This window comes from Mycolicibacterium vaccae NBRC 14118 = CIP 105934, assembly GCF_001552715.1.
Lineage (GTDB): Bacteria > Actinomycetota > Actinomycetes > Mycobacteriales > Mycobacteriaceae > Mycobacterium > Mycobacterium vaccae.
In genome coordinates this window covers 1-17,501 of the sequence record NZ_BCRS01000006.1, presented here as the reverse complement: position 1 = coordinate 17,501, position 17,501 = coordinate 1, and the positions used below count along the sequence as shown (strand labels likewise).

The following is a 17,501-nucleotide window of genomic DNA, read 5'->3' as shown; positions in this document are numbered from 1 at the left end:
CGGCCCGCCGATGCTCAGGAGGGACCGAGTGTCGGCGCGCCGGTCTCCGGGTGGAAGTACCAGCCGCCGGCCGCCTCGGTGCCGCCGTCGACGTGCAGGGTCTGGCCGGTGATGTAGGTGGCCATGTCCGAGGCGAGGAACACTGCCGCCGAGGCCATCTCGTCGACGTGGCCGGCGCGTCCCATCGGCACCATGGCGCCCAGCGTCTCGGACAGGTCGCCGAACGCGAGATTCTGCAGGCCTTCGGTGACGGTGAGATCCGGCGCCAGAGCGTTGACGCGGATCCGGTGTGGCGCCAGCTCGAAGGACGCGGTCTTGGTGTAGTTGACCACCCCGGCCTTGGCTGCGGCGTAGGCGGCGTAACCGGGTGCGGCTCGGCCGCCCTCGATCGAGGTGATGTTGATGACGCTTCCGGGCCGGCGAACCTGCACCAGCCGGCGCGCCACCCGCTGCGTGCAGAGCAGCACGTGCCGAAGGTTGCTGCGATACAACGCATCCCAGCCGTTCTCCGAGGTCTCCAGCAGCGGCGAGTTGAACGTCCCGCCGGCGTTGTTGACCAGGATCGACACGGTACCCAGCTCACGCTCGGTGCGTTCCAGCGCCGCCTCGACGGCCGCACCGTCGCGGACGTCGGTGGGCAGTCCGAGCGCACCGGCGGACGCCGCCGCCTCGGCGCAGCTGTCAGGGTCGCGTTCCCAGATCGCCACCGACGCACCGAATGCAGCCAGTCCCTGCGCGATTCCCTTGCCGATCCCGGCGCCGCCGCCGGTGACGACCGCGACGCGACCGGTGAGCAGAATGTCCGACGGGGCGATGGCCATGGGCGACGGTATCAGTGCGCCAAGGCGGTGCCGATGACGCCGTCGGCCTCCAGGACCGCGATGTCGTCGTCGGAGAGCCCGAGTTCCCGCAGCACCTGATGGTTGTGCTCGCCGAGCAGCGGCGCCGGTGTGACGTGCACCCGGTCCGGGCCTCGTGAGCTGCGGAACGGCAGCGTGCTGTGCGGGGTCGGCGGATTGACCGGATGCTCGACCCGCTCGAAGAACCCGCGCTCGGCCAGCTGCGGTATCTGGGTCTGCCGGTGCGGTTGCAGGACCTTGGCGACCGGCACCCCGCCGTCCCACAGCGCGGTGACGATCTCGTCGCCGGTGCGCTCGGCACACCAGGCCGACAGATGCCGGTCGATCAGGTCGTGCCGGGCGTGCCGTCCCGCCGCGGTGGCCAGTTCGGCGGCGTCCGTCCAGGCGGGGCGGCCCAGCGCGTCGCACAGCCCGTCCCATTGCACGTCGGTGCTCACGGCGACCGCCACCCAGCTGTCGGGGCGGCCGAACTCGTCGATCTCGTTGGTGCGGTACAGATTCTGCGGTGCGGCCGTGGGACCGCGATTGCCGGCCCGCTGCAGCAGTGCGCCGTAGGCGGAGTATTCGATCACCTGCTCGGCGGCCACGTTCAGGGCCGCATCGACCATCGCGGCCTCGACCAGCACGCCCTCCCCGGTGCGGCGGCGATGCTCCAGCGCCAGCAGGATCGCGTTGAGCGCGTGGATCCCGGCGTTCGGGTCGCCCACCGAATACGGTTCGAACGGGTTGAGGTCCGGATAGCCGGTGAGCCAGCTGATCCCGGCCGCGGCCTCGATGACGTACGCGAACGCCGGGTTGTCCCGCCATGGCCCGTCGAGGCCGAACCCCGGCATCCGGACCATGACCACGTCCGGCTTGGCCGCCTTCACCGCGTCGTAGGTCAGGCCCATGCTCTCCAGCACCCGCGGGGTGAAGTTCTCGACGACGACGTCGCTGGTCGCGATCAACTTGAGCAGAAGCTCTCTGCCCGCGTCGCTCTGCAGGTTCAGGGTGATGCCGCGCTTGTTGGTGTTCAGGCCTGAGAAAATGGGCGACCGCTCCCACCACTGCTCCTCGGTGACCGGGACGCCGGCGATCAGGCGCGTGCCGTCGGGGTGGCGGGTGGATTCGACGTGGATCACGTCCGCGCCCAGCATCGCCAGCAGATGGGTGCAGCTCGGCCCGGCCCAGAAGGTCGTCATGTCGACGACCCGCAGCCCGTCGAACGGCTTCCCCTCCCCCCGCGGAATAGCGTTCCGGGCTGCTTCCAGGCTGGAATCGCGACCAGGAACGCTATTCCGCGCAAGGGTGCGGTAGTGCTCGGTGTGTTCGCCGAGGCGCGGGGCGGGCTCGGGATGGCGCAGCGTGGCCGGTGCCATCCGATACGGAAGCGCGGGCTGGGTGAAGCCGTCGCGGGGGTTCACCACGAACGAGCTGCGCGCCTGGAAATGGTCGAGTTGTTCGACATTGGCGCCGTTGGCGACCGGCGCGTTGGGAATTCGGAACGCGGTGGCCAGGTCCCGGATCTCGTCGACGGTCTGGTCGGCGACCCACGCGTAGAGCTCCTCGGCCTTCTCGTTGGCCTGCTGGGTGATCGACAACGGCGAGTCCTCGTCGATCCACTCCACGTGCCCGGTCATCGCGCACAGGTCGAACCACTGCTGGGCGGTGCCGCAGCCGATGTCGACCAGTCCGTCCTTGGCCCGGGCGATGCCCGGCACGGTCAGGCGGCGGGCGTCCCGCCACGGCCGGCCGAGCATTTCGTAGTAGCTCACCGGGTAATAGGTGAGTCCGAGGATCGCAGACTCCAGCATCGACAGGTCGACGAGCTCGCCGCCGCCACGCATTCGCGAGGCGAGGGTGGCCGCGCTGGCGTACGCACCGGAGAGGTACTCCCCGACCTGCCCGCCGACGTACACCGGCGCCCGGTCCGGGGCGCCCCGGCCGAGACCGACGATCCCGCCCGACCATGCCTGCAGGGTGAATTCGGTCGCCGGACGGCCACTCCACGGACCGTGCAGACCGAACGGGGTGATCGCGGTGACGCTCAGGTGCGGGTGCCGGTCCCGGATCGCGTCCGGTCCGAACGCGGCATCCTCTGCCACCCCGGGCCCTGGCGACCAGATGACCGCGTGCGCGGCGGCCAGCAGGTCGTCGACGAACGCGGAGTCGACACCGGGTTCGGCGATCACCGAGTGCTTCGAGCAGGCCAGGTAGGAGAACAGCGCACCGTCGGTGCCGTCGATGATGTCCGCACCGGAGGCCGTCCACGCCCTCAGCGGATCACCTTGCGGCGGCTCGACTTTGACGACCTCGGCGCCGCCGTCGGCGAGCAGTTTCGTGCAGTAGGCGCCGGCGATCCCACTGGACAGGTCGACGACGACGTAGCCGGAGAGCGGTGGGTCAGGCACTGCGGGCACCGGCCCCCTAGTCTTTCGCCCGGTTGCGCTTGCTCAACCGGAACTCGGGCGGGAACTTGCTGTCGTTGTCGTTGACCGCCGCCGACAGACCCGTGTCGATGGACTCGAACATGTCGAGGTCCTCGTCGCTGTCGTTGGCGACCCCGTTGCCCATCGACTCGAAGAATGCGCTGAGCAGGCTGCCCATGTACTCACCCTGCTGCTGTTTGAAGATCTCGAAGAACATCTTCTGCTGGAACACGGTGTCCACCGGGCGGTTCCGCGCGCAGGCCATCGCGTACTTCTCGGTTTCGGCCTCCAACTGTTCGCGCGCCACCACCTTGTTCAGGAAGTTGCAGTCATACATCTCGGCGGCGGTGAACGGGCGGCCGGTGAAGACCATCTCCTGGAACTTGCGCAGCCCCATCATCTGCACCCAGGTCCACATCCGCGGGCCCCAGCCGTGGTAGCGGAACGACGGGTGACCGAACAGCGCGTCGTCGGAGGAGATCACCAGGTCGGCGTCCGCGCACTGGTAGAAGTGCCAGCCGTAGCAGTACCCCTTGGCCTCGACGATGCTGATCTTCTTGAAGTCCTGCAGCGCCCGGTTGCCGGCCTGCGAGTTCGCATACCAGGAGCTGATGGTGGCGCCGTTGCGGAACGTCCCCTTCGGCGGATAGGTGACCTCCCCCACGCCGTCATCCTCAAGCCGCAGTTCAGCCAGTCGCACCGCGGGATTGTCGTTGCCCTCCATGAACTCCGGCAGGTCCGCGCCGCTGCCCAGGTTGTCCCCCACACCGCGGATGATCACCACTTTGACGTCGTTGTCGGCGTTGGCCGCGCGAAGCACGTCGGCGTACCGCAGCCGCGCCATCGACGTCGGCGCGTTCAGGAACTCGGGACGGTTGAACGTGATGGTCGCGATCTTGGTCTTCGGGTTCTTCTCGTAGAGGATGATCTCCTCCGGCGACGGCCGCTCCGCGGCGGAAGGCGACGGCCGCTCAGCCATGAACGACCTCACCGTAGGCCGGCACGTTCGAGAGGATCTCGGCGCCGCCGGCGGTGATCAGCACCGCGTCGCGGGTGAACACCGCGCCGACGCCTTGTTCCCACACATAGGCGGTGACTGCGAGCACCATTCCCTCCTCGAGGGTTTCGGAGTCCGCGGTCGCCCGCAGACTCGGGGACACCACCGGCGGGTCGAAACCCAGTCCGAGTCCGTGGGCCACCGGCATCGCCGGCAGCGGTTCGCCGGCCTGCTGGTAGGCGTCGAGCAACCCGCTCGTGAGTCTACCCGGACGGCACGCCTCGATCAGGCTGTCCCACAAGTCGTCCCGGCGCCGGTACAGCGCGCGTACGGCGTCGGTCGGTTCGCCGACGTAGAGCGTGCGCGCCACTTCGGCGACGTATCCGTCGGCCAGCACCCCGGCCGACAACGCCACCAGGTCACCGTCACGCACCGGACCGTCACCCTCGACGCGGCGCCACGGATGCTCCTTCGACGTCACCCACGCGGCGTCCTGGGTCGCGGGCGTACTCACCCCGCCTGCGGCCTCGGCCTTCAGCACGGCCCCGGCCAGGGCGGCAACGGTGGTCCCCGCACCGAGCGCGGCGACACCGGCCGCCAAGGCCTTGTCGGCCACGGCCAGCGCGTGGCGCAATGCCTGCACCTCCTCGGGCGTCTTGATCCGCCGGGCCGCCTGCATGGCCTGCTCGGCGTCGACCAGCTCCGCGTTCGGGAAGGCCATCGGCAACAGTGCGGCGAACATCGGTGTCAGCGCGTCGGTTCCAACCCGCCGGAAGGTGTCGGCGCCCTGGATGTTCTGCAGGATGCCGACCAGCGTCATCGGGTTCCACGCGAACCCGTACAGGTTCTCGTGCGGGATCTCCTCGGGGATGCCCTCGTCCCACGTGCTGTTGAGGTGGATCTCACCGGTGGCACGCACGAACTCGCAGATCGGCCCGAACGGGCGGGTGCCGACCACCCACAACTGCGGGGCCCCGGAGATGTAGCGCACGTTGGCCTGACGCCCGAGTACCAGGATGTCGAGGTCGTGGGCCTCCATCTGCGCGAGCGCGCGCTCGCGTCGGCTCAGGCGCAGCGCGCGGCCGTCGGCTTCGATCTCAACGCCCATTGGACACCTCATACGGGTCGTACGGATACGAGGTCAGCGGCATCCAGCCGCCCTCGGTGACCACCACGATCTCCTCGCCGCGATAGCCGCCGGTCCCGTCCGCCCAGACGATCGGCTCGAACACCAGCAGCATGCCGTCCGGGAAGACGAACTCGTCGTCCCACTTCTGGCCGAGATCGGTTCCGATCATCGGCATTTCGGCGGCACTTGTTCCGATGCCGTGGCCCAGGTAGAAGTGCGGGAGCCACGGCTTCTCGCCGCCGGCCGCCGCGGTGGCCGCGCGCCCGAGGTCCCCGCAGGTGGCACCGGCCTTGGTCACCGACAGCACCGCGTCGACGATCTGGGCCCATTTGTCGAACTGGGTCTGCTGGGCCGCCGTCGGATCCTGACCGACGATCCAGGTGCGACCGTGATCGGAGCAGTAGCCGTGATAGGCGATGGACACGTCGGTCCACAACACGTCGCCCTGCGCCAGCTCACGCTCGGTGGTCAGCAGGGGCAGCGCGAGATCACCGGTGGTGGTCCAGGCGCCCTCGGCCTTCGACGCGGGCATGACCTGCCAGATCGAGTCGAACATGTTGGTGGTGGCGCCCAGTTCGAAAGCCCGGCGGACGAACTCGGCGGACAGGTCGATCTGACGCGCACCGGGCACCAGCGACCGCTGGATCTCGGCGACGGCCTGCTCGGTGATCTGACAGGCCCGCCGGACACACGCGATCTGGTCGATCGTCTTGACCAGTTTCGCCGCGCCGACGACCGGGGCCGCATCAACGGGCGGGCTCGGGAACAGCGCACTGCCGGCCCGCCGCATCGCACCGGTCAGCTCATCGGTCGCCAGCTTCGCTCCGGCCGGGACCAGGCTCGCCAGGATCCGCGCGAATTCCGCTACGCCCTCGTCGAATTCGAGATAGACCGGCCCGTGCAGATGGTCGTCGGGCAGATCGGACTCCATCGCCGCGCCCTCGCGGAACGGCAGGAACAGATGCGGGTGCTCGTCACCTGCCAGCACCACTGCGACCGGCCGTTCGACATGGGACAGTCCCGCATCGGCCAGGGGCCAGCTGATGCCGGTGGCGTACATGACGTTGCCGTTGCCCAGCAGGACCAGTGCGTCCACGCCCTGTTCGGTCATCGCGGCATGCAACCGTGCTCCGACCTCCCGGCGCATCCGGGCGAAGTCCGGCTCGGCCGGAATGTCCAGCCACGTGTAGCCGGTCCGGGCGATCCGGGTGACGCCCGTGTCGGTGGACGCCGTCATGAGATGCCGAGGAATTTCTGCACGTTGGTGGACACGATCTTGACGGCGGCCTCCGCACCCACCGCGTCCACGACGGTGGCCAGCGATTTCTCCGAGTACCCGAAGGTGCTCTCGTTGTGCGGGTAGTCGCTCGACCACATCACGTTGTCGACCCCGATGCGGTCGATCAGCGCCAGCCCCAGCGGGTCGACCATGAACGACGCACTCATGTGGTTGGCCCAGTAGTGGTTCACGTCGTGCTGCAGTTCGTGGTTGAACATGTGCCGGTAGGACGCCAGCATGTGCTCGGCGTCCTGCAATGCGGTCGGCACCCAGGCGATACCGCCCTCGAACCAGCCGATCTTCAGTGACGGGTGCCGGTCCAGGATGCCGGAGAACACGTATTTGGCGAACTGCTCGCGGAACGAGTCGACGTTGACCATCATGCCGACGACCACGCTGTTGTTCTGGCACGGGGTTTTCGGCGGCGTCTCCCCGATGTGGTGGCTGACCGGGATGCCTGCGGCTTCGATCTCGTCCCACACGGCGTCCATGCTGGTACTGCCGTAGTCGTAGATGTTGCCGTCGTCGTCCTTGCCGGGGTTCAGTGGCAGCAGGAAAGTCTTGAGTCCCAGCGCCTTCAGCTCTTCGAGAGTGCTGCGGGTCCCCTTGGGGTCCCACCAGTTGATCAGCCCGACACCGTAGAAGTGGCCGTCGGAGCGCTCCTGCAGATCGGCGATGTGCTCGTTGTAGATCCGGAACACCCGCTCGCGCAGCCCCTTGTCCGGGTAGTGGAACAACGCCAGCACCGCGTTCGGGAACGCGAGCTCCTTGTCGATGCCGTCCTCCTTGAGCTCCCGGATCCGGGCCTCGATGTTGTTCGAGGCGGCGCCGGCGAGGTCGTCGTACTGCATCAGCACCCGCCCGAAATCGCCTCCGGTCCAGGCCTTCCCCTTCATGCCGACCATGTAGGCGCCGTCCTCGTACCAGATGCGCGGCGCGGCGCCCTTGAGCTCCTCGGGGAACCGTTCGTAGAAGATGTCGTCGGCCACCGAGATGTGGTTGTCGGCGGAGAAGATGACGGTGTCTTCGGGCAACCCGGTGACGGCGCCGGCCGAGTGGCCGTGCCGGTGCTTGGGGGCGCCGAATCCCTCAGGAGGATAGAGGGAGGTCGGGGGGTGGGTGGGTGACGGAACGGTCGGGGTGGACATCGTTGGTGCTCCAATCGGGCTGCGGGAGAAGGCTGTTACCAGGTCACCGGTAGTTCGTAGACGCCGTAGGCGAGTCGGTCGTGTTTGAACGGCACCTCATCGAGCGGGATGGCCAGCTTCATCGTCGGGATGCGGCGCAACAGCGTGTGGAACACGATCTGCAGCTCGGCGCGCGCCAGCTGCTGACCGACGCACTGGTGCCGCCCGTAGCCGAAGCCGAGTTGCTGGTTCGCGTCGCGGGTGAGGTCGAGCCTGTCGGGTTCGGGGTAGGCATGGGCGTCCCAGTTGGCCGGGGCCAGGTCGAGGATGATGCCCTCCCCCGCACGGATGGTCTCGCCGGCGATCTCGATGTCGTCGGTGGCCACCCGCCGCTGCCCGTTCTGGATGATCGACAGATAGCGCATCAGCTCTTCGACCGCGTTCGCGATGAACTTCGGGTCCTCGGAATCCCGCAGCAGTGCAGCCTGTTCAGGGTTCTCCAGCAGTGCGCAGATGCCGATGCCGATCATGTTGGCCGTCGTCTCGTGGCCGGCGATCAGCAGGCCGGTGCCGAGCTGGGCGGCTTCCTTGACGCTGATCTCGCCGGCGGTGACCCGCTCGGCCAGGTCGGACACCGCGTCCTCGGCCGGGTTGGCCTGCTTCTCCTCGACCAGGTTGATCAGGTACTGGTGCAGGCTCATCGCGCCCTTCTGCATGGCGTCGGCCGCTGCGTAGCGGGCCAGGCCGGCATTGGCGTGTTCCTGGAAGAACTCGTGGTCCTCGTACGGCACGCCGAGCATGTCGCTGATCACCCGGGTCGGCACGGGCAGTGCAAGCTTGGCGACCATGTCGGCCGGCTGCGGGCCTGCCAGGATCTCGTCGATGCACTCGTCGGTGACCTCCTGGATCACCGGCCGCAACGCCTCCACCCGACGGAAGGTGAAGGGCTTGGACAACATCCGGCGAAACCGCGTGTGCTCCTCGGCATCGGAGGTGAAGACCGACCGCGGCCGTTTGTTCACCGTGGCGAGCATGTGCTCGTTCCAGTGCGGGAAGCCCTCGATCCGGTCGTCGACGCTCACCCGGGAGTCGGCGAACAGGGTGCGCGCGGCCTCGTGGCCGGTGACGAGCCAGGGCGTGGTGCCGTTCCAGATCCGCACCCGCGACAGCGGTTTGGTCTCGGTCATCTCGAGCATCTGGCGCGGCGGCGCGAACGGGCAGTCCGCGGCACGCTCCATCGGGTACTCGGGGATCGACACCGCTTCCTGGGCCAGAGTCTCTGTCACTGTCACTCCTCGATCTCGATAGCCAGCGCCGGGCATGCGGCGGCGGCCTTGCGGGTGTCTTCTGCGTACTCGGGTCCGGGCTGGGGAATCAGCAACTCGACGACCCCGTCGTCGTCGCGCTGGTCGAACACCGCGCCGGCGTTGAGCACGCACTGACCGGACGAGACACACTTGTCCTGATCGACGGTGACCTTCATGTCAGGGCAGCTCCGTGACCGGGGCGTGCCAGAGGCCGATGATCGCGTCGATCAGCCCGGACGCCGCGGCCTGCCACGACGTCCGCGGCACGGGTGATCCCTGCGCCAGCAGTCGCTCCCGGTCCGCGCAGGTGTGCATCAACAGGTTGCGGCCCATGATGTTTCGCTCGACCCGAACATCGACGGGCAGATCGGGCAGACACTCGTTGATCCCGTCGAGCACCCGTACCAGCGACGCTGAGGACAACGCGTCCTTGACGACCATGTTGTGGTAGGCGGGATCGGTCATCACCTGCGCGGCGAAGCGGGCGTACCAGGTTGGATTGCCCAGCGCGGCCAGGTGATCGGTCAGCGGGCAGACCAGCGCGGCCACCCAGTCCCGCATGTCGGTCGAGTCCCCGATCTCCGCGATCCGCCGCTCGCGCAGCTCCTCGATCGGGCCGCGATGCTTGTGCTCGATGGCGCGCACCAGGTCCGCCTTGGTGCCGAAGTGGTAGCCGACCGCGGCGTTGTTGCCTTGGCCCGCGGCCTCGCTCACCTGCCGGTTCGACACCGCGAAGACCCCGTGCTCGGCGTAGAGCCGTTCGGCCGCTTTCAGGATCGCCTCTTGGGTGCTGCTCGCGCGGTCGGCGCGCACAGTCCTCGCACTCGTCACCCCCACAGTGAACCCGGTCACACTCGCTAAGTCAAGCGACTGCTTTAAAAGCTGCATGACGGCCTAGTCGGCCGCCGGCTTGCGCACGATCACCTTGCCGGCGACCGTGCCGCCGTCCACCGGCAACACCGTGCCGGTGACATACCTGGACCGGTCGGTCGCCAGGTACAGCGCCGCTTCGGCCACGTCGCCGGCGGTGCCCTCCCGCTTCAGCGGCCGGTCGTCACGCATCTGCTGCCGGATCCTGGCCTCGAAGCGCTCCAGCCGTTCCCGGTCCTCGTCGGTGGCCGACGACGCCAGGATCGGAGTCGGGATATTGCCGGGGGCAAGGCAGTTGACACGCACCTCGTAGTGGGCCAGTTCGATGGCCGCGCATTTGGTGAAGTGGATGATGGCCGCCTTGGACGCGCGGTACGTCGAGACCCCGCCACCCGCCTGGATGCCGCCGATCGACCCCAGGTTGATGATCGATCCGCCGCCGTGTTCGGCCATGTGCCGGGCGGCGTCGCGGGTGCCGGCCATGACGCCGAGGAGGTTCACGCGCATGACCCGGTCGAACTCCTCCAGGTCCTCGTGGAACAGGCCCTTGCGCAGCGGACTGGAGATGCCGGCGTTGTTCACCATCACGTCGAGTCCACCGAGGGTGTCGACCGTCGAGGCCACCAGGCCGGCGACCTGCGCCTGGTCCGCCACGTCGGTGTGGCGGTAGACGGCCTTGGCGCCGCGCGAGTTCAGTTCGGCGGCCAGCGATTCCCCGAGATCGTCACGCACGTCGGCGATCACGACCCCGGCGCCTTCGGCGGCGAAGCGCTCGGCGATGCCCCGGCCGATTCCCGACGCGCCGCCGGTGACGACGGCGACCTTGCCCACGAGTTCGTTCATGTCTGCTCCTCGAAGAAGTCCAGCAACTGCTGGTTGACCACGGCGGGCTGCTCGATCTGCGGGCAGTGGCCTGCGCCGTCGATCACCGCGGACCGGCCGTGGGTGATCTGCCCGGCGATCTCGGCCGCCCACCCCGCGGGCAGTAGTTTGTCGTCACGGCCCTCCAGCACCAGTGTCGGGGCGCTGATGCGGTCGTAGGGCCGCGCGCTGCTCGGGGTGGCCGGCGGCTCGAGGCCGGGCCGCCGGAATCGCGCCGCGGCCAACGACTCCCACGCTCCCGGGGCGATGCTGGATTCATACCGGCGCCGGACATAGTCCTCGTCGGCCGAGTAGGCCGGGTCGGCGAACAGCGAGGCGACGATGCGGCGCATGCCCTCGAACGTCGCGTCGTAGTCGTAGAGCGCGGTGACGTGCTCGTTGCGCTGGATCTCGCCGCCGCCACAGATGGTGACCAGGCTGCGAACCGGCAGCACGGGTGCCTCCGAGGTGGCGTCGACGAGCAGGTTGATCGCGCCCATCGAGTTGCCCACGAAATGGGCGGACCCCACGCCCAGCACCTCGCAGAAGCGGGCGATGTGCCTGATCCGCATCCCACGGCCGTCGGTGAAGTCGACGACCTTGGCCGAGTCGCCGAAGCCGAGCATGTCCGGGGCCAGCACCCGGTGCCGCTGCGCCAGGGCACCGATCGTGTGCTCCCAGCCGATCCGAGCGTTGGCGCCGAACTCGCCGCCGTGCAGCAGCACCACCGGATCGCCCTGTCCGGCCTCCAGATAACTCGTGCGCAGGCCGTCGACCAGCACGGTGTGCTGATCGATCACATTCTCTCCCTGTTGGTCTGCGCGAACGCGAGGACCTGGGTGGCCAGCAGATCGAGTTGGTTGGCCACCGCCCGGCCCTGCTCAGTCTCGGCCAGCTCGCCGGACTCATCCCAGATGGGCTCGGCGGAGTTGATGGCCACCCCCAGCGGTGTCGGCCAGGCCCGCAGCGCGTGTCCGATGCCGCGGAGCTGGGTCAGGGTCCCGACTGCCGCCTGCCAGCCGTAGGCGCAGCTGATGCACCCCCACGGGGTGTTGTCGAGGTAGACGCGGGGATCTTCGCGCAGGTCCTCGATGTAGTCGAGCGCGTTCTTGACCAGACCGGACACCGCGCCGTGGTATCCGGGCGAACCGACGACGACGGCGTCGGCATCGCGCAGGTTCTTGACCAGCTCGAGGGCGCGGGGTGTGCGCTCCAGTTCGTGCGGCGCGTACATCGGCAGATCGAGGTCCTCGGCGCTGAACAACCGGGTACGTCCGCCCTGGCGCTCCACCGATGCCAGGCAGTAGCGCAGTGCCCGCTCGGTCGACGAATTCGCCCGCAGTGTTCCGCCGAGACCGACGATGAACGGTTGGCTGGTGCTTGTCACTTCTCCACTCACTTGATCGCGATCGGACTGACGGGTGCCCCGACCGCACCGACCACCTTCAACGGCGGTGCGACGAGCTGGAACTCGTAGATGCCGTCGGCGGCGCAGTCGGCGGCCAGCGGCCCGAGGTCCCAGTACTCGCCGAGCATCAGGCCCATGTCGCGCAGACACAGCATGTGCATCGGCAGGAAGGTGCCCTCCACACCCTTGCCGGGATCGGGGTCCTCGACCATCAGGTTGTCGGCGGCCACCGCGGCCACCTCGTGGTGGTGCAACCACGACGCGCAGGTCCAGTGCAGCCCCGAACCTGCTTCACCTCCGTCACCGGTGGCCAGGAAGCGCGTCCACCACCCGGTGTGCACGACCACGATGTCGCCGGAGCGGATCTCGATGTTCTGCCGGGCCACGATCTCGTCGAGTTCGTCCGGTGTGATGGGCGCGCCCGGTTCGCAGAACATGTCGGCGCCTCGGTGGGCGACGACGTCGAGAAGCACTCCGCGCGAGGTGATGCCCTTGCTGTCGACCTTCTCGATCCCGAGGTGGAATGCGCCGAAGCTCGTCACCGAGTCGGCGGGAAAACCGTTGTACAGCTTGTCCTCGTAGTACACGTGAGACATCGCGTCCCACTGCGTGGCCGCTTGCAGCGGCATCACGATGATGTCGTCGTTGAAGCGGAACGGGTTGTCGGCGAAGAAGGCGCTCATGTCCGCGGCCACCGCGTTGCGCAGCCACTGCGGACCGTACTCGACCAGCGTGGAGGCGTCGCCGCCGTCCACGGTCATCACGTGCACCGGGTTCTGCCGGAACTTGAAGGCGCCCTGTGGTCCGCCCGCGCTGAAGTCACCGCCCAGCGAGATCACCTTGCCCTGCTTGACCAGCCCGGCCGCCTCGGCGACCTTCGCGGGTGTGATGAAGTTGAGCGTGCCGACCTCGTCGTCGTCGCCCCACCGTCCCCAGTTACGGACCTCGTCGGCCGTCCTGCGGAAATCCTTCATCGTGCCGGTCATCTCAACTCCCCTGTGCCACTTCGTTGTCGCGGATCTGTGTGGCGATCCGCCGAGCCAGGATGCCTCCGTCGGTCCACACCACCTGCCCGGTCAGGTAGCCGGCCGCCGGGCTGCCGAGGAACACCAGCGTCGCGGCCTGCTCCTCGGGCGTGGAGACACGGCCCAGCGGTGCGGTGAACGAGTCGAGGTACTGCTGCCCGTAGGCGGCACGCAACTGGTCCAGAATCGGGGTCTCGGTGACTCCCGGTGCGGTGCAATTGATCCTGATACCCCGGGCGCCGAGATCGGCGGTCCGGTCCATACCGTAGAGGATGATCGCCTCCTTGGACTGGCGGTACCCGCCGTCGGCCAGCGCGTCGGGGTGGTCGGCGCACCATTGCAGCCCTTCGGCCACCGACGCGGTGGCCAGCAGACCCGCGGTGGTGGCCGCGTTCTCCAGGTACCCCGACGCCGCGAGCGACGACACGTTGGTGATCGCCGCGCCTGCGGGCATCCGGTCCAGCAGCGCCTCGGTGAACTGGCGCATGCCGAGGAAGTTGATCCGCACCACCAGCAGCGGATCCCCGATGCCCGAGGACACCCCGGCGACGTTGAACAGCGCGTCGACGTCCCCCGGCACGGCGGCGGCGGCGGCCTCGACGGAATCGGGATCGGCGAGGTCGACCGGGACGAACTCGGCCAGGGCCGAGCGGTCTTGCGGTTCCCGCAGATCCAGTCCGGTCACCCGTGCGCCGAGCGAAGCGAGCTGGTGCGCCGCCTGCGCGCCGATCCCGGATGCGCATCCGGTGACCACGGCGTGCCTGCCGTCAAAGCGCACCAGCTCATCCAATGCGCTCACGTTAGCCCGAGGCCTCCTTGACGGCCTTGGCCTGCTTCTCCTGCTGCGCGGCCTTGACCCGCCCCTCGTTGATCTCGGCCATCGCCTCGGGGATCTCACCGGCGGTGAACTTTCCGCCGCGGCCGGTCGGCAACCCGCCGAACGCGTAGTCCTCGTCGAACAGCGGTGCGTCCCAGTGCTGTCGGCGCGCCTCGACCTTCTCGATCACCGGCTCGAGACGCTTGGCCTTGTCCTTGACCGCCTTCTCGTCGCGCTCGATGAACTCGGGCAGGATGTCGCGGCCCATGATCTCGATGGACTCCATCGTGCCCTCGTGGCTGCGCGGGTTGAGCAGCAGGATGATCTCGTCGACCCCGCTGGCCTCATAGCCGCGCAGGAACTCCCGGACGGTGTCGGGTGACCCGATCGCGCCGCGGCCGGGCCCGTAGGCCAGGGTCGGATCGTCCTTGACCGCCTTCTCGTAGAGCTCCCACACCCCGGTCCGGCCGGGGGTGTGCATGCCGGTCAGGTAGTAGTGCATGATCCCGAACGAGAAGAAGCCACCACCGATGCCGAGCCGCTTGAGTGCCTCCTCGTCGGTCTTGGCCACCATCATCGACAGGTCACCGCCGATGGCGAGCAGGTTCGGGTTGATCGCCGGGGTGATCGGCGTGCCCTTCTCCTCGAACTCCTGGTAGTAGCCGTCCACCCGTTCCTTGAGCGCCTCGGGCCCGGTGTAGGCGAAACTCAGTGCGCCGATGGCCTTCTGAGCCGCCATCTGCACCGAGGAGGGTCGGGTGCACGCCACCCAGACGGGCGGGTGAGGCTGCTGCAGGGGTTTGGGGATCACGTTGCGGGCCGGCATCTCGACGTGCTCGCCCTTGAACCCGGTGAACGGCGCCTCGGTCATGCACCGGATCGAGACCTCCAGGGCCTCCTCCCACATGGTGCGCTTGTCGGCCGGGTCGATGTTGAACCCGCCGAGCTCGGCGACCGAAGATCCCTCGCCGGTGCCGAACTCCACGCGTCCGTTGGACAGGTGGTCCAGCGTGGCCACGCGTTCGGCGATGCGCGCCGGATGGTTGATCGGGGGCGGCAGGTGCATGACGCCGAACCCGAGCCGGATGTTCTTGGTGCGCTGGCTGGCCGCGGCCAGAAACATCTCGGGTGCGGTCGAGTGGCAGTACTCCTCCAGGAAGTGATGCTCGGTGAGCCACACGGTGGAGAAGCCCGCCTTGTCGGCGAGTTCCACCTCGTCGAGGCCGTGCTGGAACAGCTGGTGCTCGTCGTCGTCCGACCACGGTCGGGGCAACGGGAATTCGTAGAACAGAGAGATCTTCACTGCTGCTTACCTCCTAGGAGATTCGGGGCTCGGGGTGGTTCGTGTTCGCTGGTGGCCGATTCCGCCATGTGCCGGGCTGCGACGAAACCGAAGGTCATCGCGGGTCCGATCGTCGCGCCGGCGCCGGCGTAGCTGCGGCCCATGACGGCCGCCGACGCATTGCCGACCGCGTAGAGGCCGTCGATCACGGAATCGTCGGCGCGCAGCACCCGTGCGTGTTCGTCGGTGCACAGCCCGCCGGAGGTGCCGAGGTCGCCGAGGATGATCTGGAACGCGTAGTACGGCGGTTTGCCGATCGGATGCAGGTTCGGGTTGGGCAGCGTCGGGTCGCCGTAGTAGTTGTCGTAGGCGCTGTCGCCGCGGTGGAAGTCGTCGTCGCGTCCCTGCGCGGCAAGGGTGTTGAACCGTTCCGCGGTCCGGCGCAGTCGATCGGGAGGCACCCCGATCTGGGTGGCGAGTTCCTCCCACGTCGACCCGGTCTTGACGATGCCGGACTCCAGCCACGCCGCCGGCACCTTCCGGCCCGTCGGGACGGGCGCGAACGGCACCTTCGGGATCGGCAGGTGACCGGCGACCACATATCGGTGGAACGACCGGATGTCGGTGATCAGCCAGCACGGGATGTGCGTGACGCCCGAGCGCTCGCCCTCGATCATCGCGTGCGCGAAGTCCATGTAGGGCGCGGCCTCGTTGATGAACCGCTCACCTCGGCCGTTGACCACGAACTGGGACGGCATCATGCGCTCGTTGAGCATGAACTGCAGCCGGCCGTCGGGCCAGCAGATCGCCGGGAACCACCAGGCCTCATCGAGCAGTTCGGTGGCCGCGCCGACCTTCTCACCAGCCCGGATCCCGTCACCGGTGGCGGCCGGATTGCCGAAGCTCCAGTCCTTCCCGGGTCCGGCGAGCTCACCGACCCGGTTCAGCTCGGGCAGGTGCTGCAGACGCCACTGCATGTCGTGGTCGAACCCGCCGCTGGCCAGGATCACCCCGCGCCGGGCCTGCACCCGCAATGTGCGGCCGTCCTTCTCGATCACCGCGCCGACCACCCGCGCACCGGGTCCGTCGGTGTCGGTGATCAGCTCGGTCATCGGGGCGTCGAGCCACAGCGGGATCTCCTGCTGCTTCATCGCCAGCCGCAGCCGCGCCGACAGCGACTGGCCGATGGCGGCCATCCGGTCGCCGAAGACCCGAGCCCGGAACATCCGCCAGATCAGCTTCACCAGTACGGCTTTGCCCCGCCAGTTCTGCCGGACCTGGTAGAACAGCCGCAGATCCTTGGGGGCGAACCAGATTCCCTTGGGCGCCAACGCCAGCGGGGTCAGCAGGTTCTGCTCCTCGTCACCGAGCACCCGCAGGTCGATCTCGGGGACGTTGATGGTGCTGCCCAGTGCCGAGCCGCCCGGAAGCTCCGGGTAGTAGTCGGCGTAGCCGGGCTTCCAGACGAATTCCAGCCAGGGACTGAGCTTCTCCAGGAACTCCATCATCTGTGGTGCGGCGTCGACGTAGGTGCGCAGGCGCGCGTCGCTGACCAGGCCGCCGGTGATCTCCTTGAGGTAGGTGAACACCTCCTCGGGATCGGGCCGGTAGCCCTCCCGGCGTTGCGACGGCGCACCCGGCACCCAGATGCCGCCGCCCGACAGCGCCGTCGAACCGCCGAATCGCGGTGACTTCTCCACCACCAGGGTGTCCAGGCCCGCGGATCCGGCGGTCAGCGCGGCGGTCATCCCGCCGCCCCCGGAGCCGATCACCAGCACATCGGTGACGTGGTCGAAGGGCTGGCCCGCAGCAGAACTCATGACGTACACACCGCCGTTCGGATTGCGAAACCGGCGATGAGTTCCGGTGCGGCCCGGTAGAACCGGTTGCCGGTTTCGTAGTTGCCCTGCGCGGCCAGCGCCGCGAAGGCGGCCACCCAGGTTCGGACCTCGTGCGCCGAGTTGCCGGCCTGCGCGGCGATCCAGCCGTTGTCCCAGCCGTCCACCTCGGTGAGCCGTCCGGTGTCGAGAAGATCGAGGAACGCGCCGTCCCAGTCCGGGTTCAGCGGGGCGAGCGCGCCGCGGCCTGCGGCGAACTCGCGGGCCGCTTCGATCACCGCGGCCTGCCGCGC

The 17,501-nt window shown here is 68.4% G+C and carries 17 protein-coding genes; all 17 read right to left on the bottom strand.

Annotated features, from left to right (window positions below; genetic code table 11):
- Positions 1–14 precede the first annotated feature (14 nt).
- A complete protein-coding gene (locus MVA01S_RS02195; RefSeq protein WP_003928184.1) occupies positions 15–821 on the bottom strand; it encodes an SDR family NAD(P)-dependent oxidoreductase in 807 nt (268 codons plus the stop codon).
- An 11-nt stretch (positions 822–832) separates the two neighbouring features.
- The gene (locus MVA01S_RS02190) at positions 833–3,259 is read right to left on the bottom strand and encodes a CaiB/BaiF CoA-transferase family protein (protein WP_040539669.1); all 2,427 of its coding nucleotides are present in this window, start codon (positions 3,257–3,259) and stop codon (positions 833–835) included.
- 7 nt (positions 3,260–3,266) lie between these two features.
- Positions 3,267–4,247 carry an enoyl-CoA hydratase/isomerase family protein gene (locus MVA01S_RS02185; protein ID WP_003928182.1) on the bottom strand — a complete coding sequence of 327 codons (981 nt, stop codon included), beginning with the start codon at positions 4,245–4,247 and terminating at the stop codon, positions 3,267–3,269.
- The gene (locus tag MVA01S_RS02180) at positions 4,240–5,373 is read right to left on the bottom strand and encodes a M24 family metallopeptidase (protein ID WP_003928181.1); all 1,134 of its coding nucleotides are present in this window, start codon (positions 5,371–5,373) and stop codon (positions 4,240–4,242) included. The genes MVA01S_RS02185 and MVA01S_RS02180 overlap by 8 nt, the downstream gene beginning before the upstream one ends.
- Positions 5,363–6,631 carry a M24 family metallopeptidase gene (locus MVA01S_RS02175; RefSeq protein WP_003928180.1) on the bottom strand — a complete coding sequence of 423 codons (1,269 nt, stop codon included), beginning with the start codon at positions 6,629–6,631 and terminating at the stop codon, positions 5,363–5,365. Before MVA01S_RS02175 ends, MVA01S_RS02180 begins: the two co-directional genes overlap by 11 nt.
- Positions 6,628–7,821 carry an amidohydrolase family protein gene (locus MVA01S_RS02170; RefSeq protein ID WP_003928179.1) on the bottom strand — a complete coding sequence of 398 codons (1,194 nt, stop codon included), beginning with the start codon at positions 7,819–7,821 and terminating at the stop codon, positions 6,628–6,630. Before MVA01S_RS02170 ends, MVA01S_RS02175 begins: the two co-directional genes overlap by 4 nt.
- 35 nt (positions 7,822–7,856) lie before the next feature.
- On the bottom strand, positions 7,857–9,086 hold the full coding sequence (locus tag MVA01S_RS02165) for a cytochrome P450 (protein WP_003928178.1): 1,230 nt from the start codon (positions 9,084–9,086) through the stop codon (positions 7,857–7,859).
- A gap of 2 nt (positions 9,087–9,088) precedes the next feature.
- On the bottom strand, positions 9,089–9,283 hold the full coding sequence (locus MVA01S_RS02160) for a ferredoxin (protein WP_003928177.1): 195 nt from the start codon (positions 9,281–9,283) through the stop codon (positions 9,089–9,091).
- 1 nt (position 9,284) lies between these two features.
- On the bottom strand, positions 9,285–9,995 hold the full coding sequence (locus MVA01S_RS02155; RefSeq protein WP_040539666.1) for a TetR/AcrR family transcriptional regulator: 711 nt from the start codon (positions 9,993–9,995) through the stop codon (positions 9,285–9,287).
- A gap of 6 nt (positions 9,996–10,001) precedes the next feature.
- Positions 10,002–10,820: an SDR family NAD(P)-dependent oxidoreductase gene (locus MVA01S_RS02150; RefSeq protein ID WP_003928175.1), complete on the bottom strand. Its 819-nt coding sequence runs from the start codon at positions 10,818–10,820 to the stop codon at positions 10,002–10,004.
- On the bottom strand, positions 10,817–11,638 hold the full coding sequence (locus tag MVA01S_RS02145; RefSeq protein WP_003928174.1) for an alpha/beta fold hydrolase: 822 nt from the start codon (positions 11,636–11,638) through the stop codon (positions 10,817–10,819). The genes MVA01S_RS02150 and MVA01S_RS02145 overlap by 4 nt, the downstream gene beginning before the upstream one ends.
- Positions 11,635–12,225, bottom strand: coding sequence for an NADPH-dependent FMN reductase (locus tag MVA01S_RS02140; protein WP_003928173.1), 591 nt, complete (start codon positions 12,223–12,225; stop codon positions 11,635–11,637). The genes MVA01S_RS02145 and MVA01S_RS02140 overlap by 4 nt, the downstream gene beginning before the upstream one ends.
- Before the next feature lie 8 nt (positions 12,226–12,233).
- Positions 12,234–13,232 carry a cyclase family protein gene (locus MVA01S_RS02135; RefSeq protein ID WP_003928172.1) on the bottom strand — a complete coding sequence of 333 codons (999 nt, stop codon included), beginning with the start codon at positions 13,230–13,232 and terminating at the stop codon, positions 12,234–12,236.
- A 1-nt stretch (position 13,233) separates the two neighbouring features.
- A complete protein-coding gene (locus MVA01S_RS02130; protein ID WP_003928171.1) occupies positions 13,234–14,070 on the bottom strand; it encodes a coniferyl-alcohol dehydrogenase in 837 nt (278 codons plus the stop codon).
- 1 nt (position 14,071) lies between these two features.
- Positions 14,072–15,391, bottom strand: a complete 1,320-nt coding sequence (locus MVA01S_RS02125) for an LLM class flavin-dependent oxidoreductase (RefSeq protein WP_003928170.1) — start codon at positions 15,389–15,391, stop codon at positions 14,072–14,074.
- Complete coding sequence (locus tag MVA01S_RS02120; RefSeq protein ID WP_003928169.1) at positions 15,388–17,190, bottom strand: FAD-binding protein; 1,803 nt, start codon at positions 17,188–17,190, stop codon at positions 15,388–15,390. Before MVA01S_RS02120 ends, MVA01S_RS02125 begins: the two co-directional genes overlap by 4 nt.
- A partial coding sequence (locus MVA01S_RS02115; RefSeq protein ID WP_494337723.1) for a DODA-type extradiol aromatic ring-opening family dioxygenase occupies positions 17,187–17,501 on the bottom strand: 315 nt, incomplete at its 5' end. The genes MVA01S_RS02120 and MVA01S_RS02115, both read right to left, overlap by 4 nt.